Here is a 10,100-nt window from a genome sequence, read left to right as displayed (position 1 = left end):
GTCAGCGCGCGGATGTGCCAGTCCTGCCCGACCGCCTGCGCGATCACGCGGCGACCGACGAAGCCGGTCCCGCCGGTCAGCGCCATCGTCCTCACAACAGCGCCATATGGTTGCGATGCACCAGTGCGGAGCGCGGCGCATAGCCCAGCAGATCGGCCAGCTCGTCGCTGCGCCGTCCGACGATCCGCGCCGCTTCACCCGCGTCATATTCGGCCAGGCCACGTGCGATCGCACGGCCCTCGGCATCGATGATCCGCACCAGATCGCCGCGCGAGAAATCGCCCGCAACCTCGATGGCGCCGGCCGGCAGCAGGCTGCGCCCGCTCGACAATGCGCGCGCGGCACCGGCATCGATCCGGATCGACCCGCGATCGGTCAGCCCGCCCGACAGCCACGCCTTGCGCGCCGGGGCGTTGCCGGCGGTCGCGAACACCGTGCCATGGCCGGTTTCGCCGAACTGTGCGAGCGGGTGGTCGATCCGTCCGGTCGCGATGGCGAGGTTCGCGCCGGCGGCGGTCGCGATCCGCGCCGCCTCGATCTTCGACACCATGCCGCCCGATCCCATGCCCGACGACGACCGGGTATCGGCCATCGCCATGATATCGGCATCGATCTGCGCGACATGCGGGATCAGCCTGGCGTCCGGATTGCCATGGGGGTTCGAATCGTACAGCCCGTCGATATCGGACAGCAGCACCACGCCGTTCGCGCGCGCCGCCGCGCCGACCCGCGCGGCAAGGCGGTCGTTGTCGCCGAACCGGATCTCCTCGGTCGCGACGCTGTCATTCTCGTTGACGACCGGAACGACGCCCAGCGTCAGCAACCGCCCGAGCGTCGCCGAGACGTTGAGATAGCGTCGGCGATCCTCCAGATCGTCGAGCGTCACGAGCAGCTGTGCGGCAGTCAGCCCGTGCGCGCCGAGCAGTTCGGCCCAGATGCTCGACAGCGCGATCTGCCCGGTCGCCGCCGCCGCCTGCGCGTCCTCCAGGCTGGCGCGCCCGCCCTTGGGCAGCCCAAGCCGCCGCGCGCCGAGCGCGATCGCCCCCGACGATACGATGACGACCTGCTGCCCGGCAGCGACCCGCCCGGCAATGTCCGCGACCAGCGACGCCAGCCACTCCCGCCGCGCCTGCCCATCCGGCGCGACCAGCAACGCCGACCCGACCTTGACGATCAGGCGCGGGCAGGTGGCCGGGCCGAAGACGTCGCTCGCCCCTAGATCGGCGACCATTCGCGCGGTTCCTCGTCCTCGCCCGTGTCCTGCGCGTGCATCTCGCTGGGCCCGATCGCCTCGATCAGCCGGTCGAGCACCGCTTCCAGCCCCTGCCCGGTGGCACCCGACAACGGCAGCACCTGCGCACCGCTCTCGGCTTCCAGCTCGGCGATCAGCGCCTCGGTCAGTTCCTCGTCGAGCAGATCGGCCTTGTTCAGCGCGATCACCTCCGGCTTTTCGGCCAGGTCGGCACCGTACGCCTCCAGCTCGCCGCGCACGATGCGATAGGCCGCGACCGGATCGTCGGCATGGCTGTCGATCAGGTGCAGCAGCACCCGGCACCGCTCGATATGCCCCAGGAACCGGTCGCCGATCCCCGCGCCGTCCGCCGCGCCTTCGATCAGGCCGGGTATGTCCGCCACCACGAACTCGCGCTGCTTGTGGCTGACCACGCCCAGCTGCGGGCGGGTGGTAGTGAAGGCATAGGCGCCGACCTTCGCGTTCGCATTGGTCACCGCATTGATGAAGGTCGACTTGCCGGCATTGGGCAACCCGACGAGACCCGCATCGGCCAGCAGCTTCAGGCGCAGCCACACCCACGCCTCGTCGCCCGGCCAGCCGGTGCCGTGCTGGCGCGGGGCGCGGTTGGTCGACGTCTTGTAGCTGGCATTGCCGCGCCCGCCATCGCCGCCGCGCAGGAATACCTCGCGCTGCCCCGGCCGGGTGAAGTCGGCCAGCACCGTTTCCTTGTCCTCCGAAAGCACCTGCGTTCCGACCGGCACGCGGATGATCAGGTCGCGCCCGCCCGGACCGGTGCGGTTCGCGCCCGCGCCGCCGCTGCCGCGCGGTGCGCGGAAATGCTGGGTATAACGGAAATCGATCAGCGTGTTCAGCCCGGGAACCGCTTCGAAGATGATGTCGCCGCCCTTGCCGCCATTGCCGCCGTCCGGGCCGCCATATTCCATGAATTTTTCACGGCGAAAGCTGACGGCGCCGGGGCCACCCGCGCCCGAACGGACGAAGATCTTGGCTTGATCGAGAAAATGCATGGCGTGCGCTTAGTCGGAGTCGCCCCAAGGGGGAAGGGGGTTATGCTATAACGACCGGTACAGCACCAGCGCGTCGACCTCCCCCAGCGACGGATGCTCGAACGCACCGGGCAGTCGCCCGACCTGTTCGAACCCCAGCGACAGCCACAGCCACACCGCGCGCACGTTGCTGGCGACGACGAAGTTGAACTGCATCGCCCGGAAACCCGCCGCGCGGGCATGGTCGAACGAGTGCAGCGCCATTGTCCGCGCGATGCCGCGTCCGGTGGCCTGCGCCTGGGTCGCATAGCCGCAATTGGCGACATGGCCGCCACCGCCGGCATGGTTGGCGCGGCAGTAATAGCTGCCCAGCACCCGGCCCTCGACCTCGGCGACGAACACGCTGTTGCCGGGCGCGAACCAATAGGCCAGCGCTTGCTCGGCCGTCATGGCGCGATCGAGCGCATAGCTCTCGCCGGCGCGGATGATCGGCACGATGATCTCCGCAATCGCCGCCCGGTCCGCGGCCGTCGCCGCGCGGATCAGCACGGGCGCGCTTCGTCCCGCACCGCGATCAGGCTGCGCACCGCCAGTTCGCGCGCGCGCTCGCGCGGCAGGCGCAACGCCTTGGCCATCGCCCCGCCGAGCAGCGCATCACCCAGCGCCATCAGCACCAGCTGCAGCGTCTCGTCCGCCAGCGGCATCCCGCTCAGCGCGTTCTCATGGCCCAGCCGGTCGACCAGCGCATGAATGGCATCAAGGATGGGGTCGAGCGCATCGTCATTGCCCGACAGGATCATCCAGCTGGCCAGCGCCCCGGCGCCTTCGCGATCGAAGGCGTCGAACGTCAGGTCGACGATCTCGCGCGGATCATGGTCGCCGTCGCGCACGCGCAGCACCGCCGCACCAATCGTCGCGGTGATCGTCGTCGCCATCCGCTCGGCCAGCGCCTTTTGCAGCCCCGATGCCGACCCGAAATGATGCAGCAGATTGGCGTGCGTCCGCCCGATGCGCGTCGCCACCGCCTTCAACGTCACCGCCTGCGGCCCGGCTTCGATCAGCAGGTCGCGCGCGGCGTCCAGCGCGGCGTCGCGCGACGCTTCGGGGGAGAGGCGTCGCCTGGCTATTGACATTGTTGTAAGTAATTCCCAGATTCCATGCGATGATGTGGAGCAGAACCGTGTCGAAAGCAAAGACTCCCGCCGATCTGACCATCACCCCGCGCGACGTCCGCTTCGGGCGGGGCGGCAGCTATCGGCGCTATTGGCTGAACGATGATCCGATCGCCACCGCCTTCTACAACGCGCTGTCGGTGACCTTTCCGAAGGGCGAAGGCTTCTTCATCGACAGCGTTCGCCAGTTCCGCGACGACGTGCCGCCGCGCCTCGCCGCCGAGATCCGCGCCTTCATCAAGCAGGAGGCGATCCACACCCGCGAACATGTCGCGTTCAACCGCCATGTCGCCGACCAGGGCTATGATACGTCGCGGCTGGAAGCGCGGGTCGATCACGAGCTGGCGATCACGCGAGGCAAGCCGCCGATCGCCAACCTCGCAGCGACGATGGCGCTGGAACATTTCACCGCGATCCTCGCGCATGAACTGGTCGCGAACCCCCGGCATCTGGCCGGCGGGGATCAGGCCGCCGCCGACCTGTGGCGGTGGCACGCGATCGAGGAGATCGAGCATAAGGGCGTGGCCTATGACACCTGGCTGCACGCCACCCGCGACTGGACCCGCCTGAAGCGCTGGTGGGTCAAGACGCTGGTGATGCTGATCGTCACCGCCAAATTCTTCCGCGGGCGCACGGTCGGGATGCTCGATCTGCTCGCGCAGGACGGGTTGACCGGTGCGCGGGTCAAATGGCGGCTGTTCGCCTATGCGTTCGGCCGGCCCGGCATGGCACGTAAGGTCATGGGGATGTGGCTGTCCTTCTTCCTGCCCGGCTTCCACCCGTGGAATCACGATGACCGCGAATTGATCGGGCTGGTCGACAGCGAGTTCGAGGCGGCACGCCTCGCCAGCGCCTGACGCCTTGCCCCGCGTCGCGGCGCGGGGCAGGACGTTCCCCATGCGAACGGTATCGGAAGACGCCTCGGTCCGGCTCTACCACCTCGACGACGAGGGCGGGGTCGCGACGACGATCCTCTATGGCACGCTGAGCGAAGCGATGGCCGCAGCAGCGCGGGAGCCGGAGGAGATACAGGCGGGCCTGTATCTTCAGACGAGCAGCGACGTGGTCGGCTATCTCGACCTGCTGGAGGGGTGAGCCCCCGGCATCAGTTCACCGACCTGGCTTTGTTCCTATCCACGCTCGCCCGTTGCGTCGGGATCAGCGTATCGACGTCCCGCACGGCAAGGGTCCATCGATACAGGGCATCGGCGACGAACGCCCGGAGCTGGAACGGATCGACGACCAGCTGTTTCTGATAGCCCGTGCATCCCCGCGTGCGTTCGATCAGATGCGCCTGGACCGCTGCGGTCGATTGTTCGACGGGGTTGGTCTGAACCAGCCGGATGGCCAGTTCCGGCTGTTCGCGAACCATGCAGATCGTCGTCCTGAAGAAGCGCAGATCGTTGGGCAGGCGTTTGCTGGCGCGCGCATCCTCGCGCATCAGAAATCGCTGCTGCACGACCGGGTCGGCCAGCTGCTCGCGGGTCAAGGCAAGATTGGGGGCAAAGGCGCGGAGCGTTTCGATGATGAAGGCACCGCGATACAGGATTCCGGGATAGGAAGCGGAATCGGCGCGGACATTGACCTGCCCGACCATGCTGACGCCATGCGCACGAACCGCAGCGCCTTCGCCGCAGGTCGACGTCGTCCAGACCATACGGTCCTGCGCCCGCTCCTGTCGTGGGGTGGCGAATACGCCATCGACGACGTCGCGCAGCTGCGCCAGCCGCCTCGGCCCGCCGCGCGTGGCGCACATCGCCGCACGACGCGACGCGTCCTCGAACAGGGTCGCGGATTCGACATCGAAAATGACTGCGGGTGGCGGCAGGATCGTCGTCTGCGGGTTTTGCGGCATCGACAGCCGGCCGCTGACGACGATGTCGGGGTTTGTGGAGGGAGGACTTTCCTGCGCAGTTGCTGGAAACGCGAAGACGAGGCTCGGTAACAGCGCGGGCAAGAAGCGTCTCATACGTCACCTCCCAATTTTGCGACCGACACTATGCGGTACGTCCGTGCGGTGCGCAATGACGATGGTGCATAGATGCCGGCCGCCAGGCTGTCTTACTGATAGCCGCCTTCTTCTTCGCGTTCCTCGGCGGCTTCTTCCTGGACCTCTTCCATTTCTTCCTGTTCGTTCGGCGTTTCGGGATCGATCATCGGGGCGTCCTCTCGTACGGCAGCAGCGCCGTCCGGCTTCAACCAGCCGGACCGGCGTTGCGTTCCGTTGCGATCAGGCGGCAAGCCGCCAGTCGCGCCGCCGTTGCGACAGGTCGATCGCATAGTCGACCGTCTCGACCTCCGCGCCGCGCCCGCGCGAATGGATCATGCTGCGCGTGCCGGTCGGGGCAAAGCCTAGTCGCCGCAGCACCGCGCCCGATGCGGGGTTGTCGACATAATGGCCGGCCTCGACCCGGCCGATGCCCAGCGTCGCGGCAATGTCGAGCGCCGCGCGCCCCGCCTCGGTCGCATAGCCGCGGCCCCATGCCGATGGCGTGATCCAATAGCCGAGCATGTGCGGGACGTCGCCGAGCGGACCGATGCCGATCCCGCCGATCAGGTCGCAGCGTCCCCTATCATGGGCAAAGATCAGGAAGGTCGGGCCGGCGTTACCCTGCCATCCGGCGACGAACGCCTCGGCGTCGCTCAGCGTGTACGGCCACGGCGCGCGCGACAGGTTGCGCACGACGGCCTCGTGCCCCATCGCGGCGTGCAGGGCCGGGACGTCCTCGGTCCAGCCGGGGCGCAGGGTCAGGCGTTCGGTACGGGCGAACATCAGCGTCTCTCCAATACGCCGCGCCTCCGCTAGAGCGGGTTGTGACCATATCGAGGCGTCGTGATTGCCCTGTCGTGTTCGTCCGGCAAGGAGCGGGGCGCAGCAGGTAGCGGCGCTACCTGCAAGCCTCGCGACGCAACCGGCGGGCACGACAGTGTAACCGCCCTGCGGCGGGCCGATCTTGGCTCAGGGCGGCGTCGCTCGTCGGTCACGATGCATCAGCATCGCTCCGCTCCTCGCTTCTTGCCCTGAACCAAAATCGGCTCCGTCACGACGCCTCGATAGGGCCACAACCCGCTCCGAGAAGCGGGCAGGGGCCGGAGAGAGCAATAAAAAAGGGAGCCGGGGTGACCCGCCTCCCTCTTGTTGGCTGGTTCCGTCGCCGGAACCCGGGTCACCCTGGTGGGCGACCCGTGTGGTAGCCCGTTATTCTGCGGCCTGCGCCTGCATCTCGACATACGCGAACTTGCGGCCGAGCTTGCCTTCCTTGAACGCCACGCGGCCGTCGACCAGGGCGAACAGGGTATGGTCCTTGCCCATGCCGACGTTCACGCCCGGGTAGAACTTGGTGCCGCGCTGACGCACGATAATGTTGCCCGCGACCACTTCCTGGCCACCGAACTTCTTCACGCCAAGGCGACGGCCGGCCGAATCACGACCGTTGCGCGACGAACCGCCTGCTTTTTTATGTGCCATGGTTCAAACTCCTCGTATTCGCTCAGGCGCTTATGCGGCGGCGCTGTCGTCAGCGCGCTTGTCGCCGATCGCGGTGATCTTCAGGATGGTGTGCTGCTGGCGATGACCGTTCTTGCGACGGTAGTTGTGCCGGCGGCGCTTCTTGAAGACGATGACCTTCTCGCCCTTCGCCTGCGCGATGATTTCCGCCGAAACCGTCAGCCCTTCGACCGACTTCAGTTCCGAACCTTCGCCAGCAAGGAGCACGTCACCGAGCGTCACGTTGCTGCCAGCTTCGCCGTCGAGCTTCTCGACGACGATCTTGTCTCCTGCGGCAACGCGATACTGCTTGCCGCCCGTGCGCACGATTGCGAACATGGCCCTTGCTTCTTTCCCAAATGCAATATGTCCGCGTGGAGATACCCCACGCGGCAAGTGGATCGTGACTAGGCAAGCCGATCCGCGCTGTCAATGGCGAAGGCGCGATTCGAGCCCAAAAGCGATGTTGCAGCGCCGCAACGGTGGCGTGACAATCGTGTGACCGGACACCCTGCCGCCTTGCGCCAGAATATTACGTGCGAGAGGTTCAGGGGGCAACGGTCGGGGCAATGGTCCCGGCCTGGGGGAGATTTTCATGCGTAAAGCCGTTTTCAGCGCCCTGTTCCTGTCGAGTGCGCTGGTCGCCATTCCCGCCTTCGCACAGGTCGCCGACGCACCGCCGCCTGCCGACCAGGTGCCGGCGGGCGAGGAGATCCTGGTGGTCGGCACGCGTGCGCAGGGCCGCACCGTGGCCGAAAGCCCGGTGCCGGTCGACGTCATCACCGGCGATGCGCTGGTCAATGCCGGCTATACCGAAACCAACAAGCTGCTGAACCAGCTGGTCCCGTCGTTCAACTTTCCGCAGCCCTCGATCACCGACGGCACCGACGTCGTGCGGCCCGCGACGCTGCGCGGTCTGTCGCCCGACCAGACGCTGGTGCTGGTCAACGGCAAGCGGCGCCACACCACCTCGCTGCTCAACGCCAACGGCTCGGTCGGGCGCGGTTCGTCGGCGGTCGACCTCAACACGATTCCCAGCCTCGCGATCGAGCGGATCGACGTGCTGCGTGATGGTGCCTCTTCGCAATATGGTTCCGATGCGATCGCCGGCGTCATCAACGTCCAGCTCAAGCGCCGCGAAGGTGGCCGCGCGACGATGACCTATGGCAAATATATCTCGTCGATGGAGGGTGTTGGCGAGGTTTCGGGCATCGCGCGCCAGGCGAACGGCCAGCCGCAGGTCCGCGCCGACGGCACCTATGTGCTGGAGGAAACCGGGCGCGATCGTGAGGTCCGCGATGGCCGCACTGTCACCTTCGCCGCCAATATGGGCCTTCCGATGGGGGAAACCGCCTATCTGAACCTGACCGGTGAATATCGCGACCGCAACCCGACCGACCGCGCCGGCTACGACCCGCGCCGGCTCTATCCCCTGCTCGGCAACGGCAATGTCGACCCGCGCGAATTCACCGCCAACCGCGTCAATCACCGCTACGGCGATGCGAAGACGACGGACTTCAACTTCTTCCTGAACGGCGGTGTGGACATCGGCGCCACGTCCGAACTCTATATTTTCGGCAGCTACGGCGTGCGTGACGGCGAAAGCGCCGCCTTTTTCCGTCGGGCTTCGGGTCGCGACACCATTGGCAACATCCAGGACCTGCGCAACTGCACCTTCACCGGCACGGTCTGCACGCCTTATTACGCCGATGGCTTCCTGCCGCTCATCACCAGCCAGATGGAGGATTTCTCCGGCGCGCTGGGCGTGAAGGGCGAAGTGGCCGGGTTCAAATACGACCTGTCCTATGTCTACGGCACCAACAGCTTCGATTTCCGGATCGAGAACAGCTACAACGCGTCGTTCGGCCCGCAATCGCAGCGGGCGTTCAACGCGGGCGGTACGCGGTTTGGGCAGCAGACCGTCAACCTCGACCTGCAGCGTGAGCTGAGCGTCGGCTTCCTGTCGTCGCTATCGCTGGCGCTGGGTGGCGAATATCGCAACGAGAATTACAAGATCGTCGCCGGCGAATTGCAAAGCTATGCCGCCGGACCGTTCGCGTTCAGCAACGGTGCCGCTGCCGGATCGCAGGGCTTCCCCGGCTTCTCGCCCAACAGCCGCGTCGATGCGTCGCGCGACAGTTTCGCGGGCTATGCCGAACTGGACGCGAAGGTCAGCGATGCGTTCAACGTGGTCGCCGCCGGCCGCTACGAACATTACAGCGATTTCGGCGATACGGTGAACGGCAAGCTCGCTGCGCGCTTCGCGCCGGTCGAATGGGCGGCGCTCCGCGGCTCGATATCGACCGGGTTCCGTGCGCCGAGCCTCGCGCAGCAGTTCTTCTCGTCCTTCGCCACGCAGAATATCGGCGGGACACTGGTCGAGATCGGCACCTTCCGCGTCGGCGATCCGGTCGCGCGTGCGCTGGGTTCGCGTCAGCTCGAGGCGGAAAAGTCGCTGAATATCGGCGGTGGCCTGACGCTCACCCCGCTGCGCGGGCTGACGCTGACCGCCGACTATTACAACATCAAGATCAACGATCGCATCATCCTGTCCGAAAACCTGCAGGGCACGGCGGTCGTCGCCGTGCTGCGCGCGGCGGGCATTCAGGACATCACCTCGGCGCGCTTCTTCATCAACGGCATCGACACCCGGACCCAGGGCGTCGAGGTGGTCGGCACCTATCGCGTGCCGGACCTGGGTATCGGCAGCGTCACGCTGACCGCCGGCTATAACTATAACCAGACCGACATCACCGATCGGTCGACGCTGTCGGCGATCCCGGGTGTTACCCTGTTCGGGCGGCAGGAATCGCTGCGCCTGACCGAGGGGCAGCCGCGGTCGAAGGTCAATCTGGGCCTCGACTGGTCGCAGGGCATCTTCGGGATCACGGCGCGCACGAACCGCTTCGGCAACACGCTGTCGCCGGGTGGCGCGGCGATCACCGATGTCGAGCTGGAACCGAAGTGGCTAACCGATCTCGAACTCCGCGCGACGCCGGGGCAGTTCGAGCTGGCGATCGGCGCGAACAACCTGTTCGACGTCTATCCGACGCGCAACCCGATCCTTGGCGCGACGGCTATCAACAACTACTTCATTCCCTATTCGAGCTTCTCGCCGTTCGGCTTCAACGGGCGCTATCTGTACGCCCGCGCCGGCGTGAAGTTCTGACGAGGGGCGGGCGGGCAGGGGCATCGCGCGC

11 protein-coding genes are annotated in these 10,100 nt (G+C 66.8%); 3 read left to right on the top strand and 8 right to left on the bottom strand.

What is annotated here, in order from left to right; genetic code table 11:
• Positions 1-91: 91 nt before the first annotated feature.
• From proB to AVT10_RS05435, 4 genes are read right to left on the bottom strand one after another with little or no spacing between them, the layout of a single operon-like run.
• A complete protein-coding gene (gene proB, locus AVT10_RS05450) occupies positions 92-1,231 on the bottom strand; it encodes a glutamate 5-kinase (RefSeq protein WP_066689168.1) in 1,140 nt (379 codons plus the stop codon).
• Positions 1,216-2,262 (bottom strand): GTPase ObgE, encoded by a 1,047-nt coding sequence (gene obgE, locus AVT10_RS05445; RefSeq protein ID WP_066689167.1) that lies wholly within the window; start codon positions 2,260-2,262, stop codon positions 1,216-1,218. Before obgE ends, proB begins: the two co-directional genes overlap by 16 nt.
• Before the next feature lie 45 nt (positions 2,263-2,307).
• On the bottom strand, positions 2,308-2,790 hold the full coding sequence (locus tag AVT10_RS05440) for a GNAT family N-acetyltransferase (protein ID WP_066689165.1): 483 nt from the start codon (positions 2,788-2,790) through the stop codon (positions 2,308-2,310).
• A complete protein-coding gene (locus AVT10_RS05435) occupies positions 2,784-3,374 on the bottom strand; it encodes a TetR/AcrR family transcriptional regulator (RefSeq protein ID WP_066689163.1) in 591 nt (196 codons plus the stop codon). Before AVT10_RS05435 ends, AVT10_RS05440 begins: the two co-directional genes overlap by 7 nt.
• Before the next feature lie 32 nt (positions 3,375-3,406).
• Here AVT10_RS05435 and AVT10_RS05430 point away from each other — a divergent pair, with 32 nt between their 5' ends.
• Complete coding sequence (locus AVT10_RS05430; RefSeq protein ID WP_066689186.1) at positions 3,407-4,270, top strand: metal-dependent hydrolase; 864 nt, start codon at positions 3,407-3,409, stop codon at positions 4,268-4,270.
• Between the two features lie 40 nt (positions 4,271-4,310).
• A complete protein-coding gene (locus tag AVT10_RS05425) occupies positions 4,311-4,508 on the top strand; it encodes a hypothetical protein (protein ID WP_066689162.1) in 198 nt (65 codons plus the stop codon).
• Positions 4,509-4,518: 10 nt separating this feature from the next.
• Here AVT10_RS05425 and AVT10_RS05420 read toward each other — a convergent pair whose 3' ends face one another.
• The 4 genes from AVT10_RS05420 to rplU form a co-directional block, all read right to left on the bottom strand.
• The gene (locus tag AVT10_RS05420) at positions 4,519-5,382 is read right to left on the bottom strand and encodes a hypothetical protein (RefSeq protein ID WP_157092691.1); all 864 of its coding nucleotides are present in this window, start codon (positions 5,380-5,382) and stop codon (positions 4,519-4,521) included.
• A 261-nt stretch (positions 5,383-5,643) separates the two neighbouring features.
• Positions 5,644-6,186, bottom strand: coding sequence for a GNAT family N-acetyltransferase (locus AVT10_RS05415; RefSeq protein WP_198158505.1), 543 nt, complete (start codon positions 6,184-6,186; stop codon positions 5,644-5,646).
• Between the two features lie 426 nt (positions 6,187-6,612).
• Positions 6,613-6,882 (bottom strand): 50S ribosomal protein L27, encoded by a 270-nt coding sequence (gene rpmA / locus AVT10_RS05410; RefSeq protein ID WP_055755412.1) that lies wholly within the window; start codon positions 6,880-6,882, stop codon positions 6,613-6,615.
• Positions 6,883-6,912: 30 nt separating this feature from the next.
• The gene (rplU, locus tag AVT10_RS05405) at positions 6,913-7,239 is read right to left on the bottom strand and encodes a 50S ribosomal protein L21 (protein WP_055785208.1); all 327 of its coding nucleotides are present in this window, start codon (positions 7,237-7,239) and stop codon (positions 6,913-6,915) included.
• 256 nt (positions 7,240-7,495) lie between these two features.
• On the opposite strand from rplU, the gene AVT10_RS05400 reads away from it, so the two are divergent.
• Positions 7,496-10,069 carry a TonB-dependent receptor plug domain-containing protein gene (locus AVT10_RS05400; protein WP_066689159.1) on the top strand — a complete coding sequence of 858 codons (2,574 nt, stop codon included), beginning with the start codon at positions 7,496-7,498 and terminating at the stop codon, positions 10,067-10,069.
• Positions 10,070-10,100 lie beyond the last annotated feature (31 nt).

Source organism: Sphingomonas hankookensis (assembly GCF_001619955.1).
Classification (GTDB): domain Bacteria; phylum Pseudomonadota; class Alphaproteobacteria; order Sphingomonadales; family Sphingomonadaceae; genus Sphingomonas; species Sphingomonas hankookensis_A.
The sequence above is the reverse complement of the archived record's forward strand: the minus strand, read 5'-3'. Positions and strand labels throughout refer to the sequence as shown.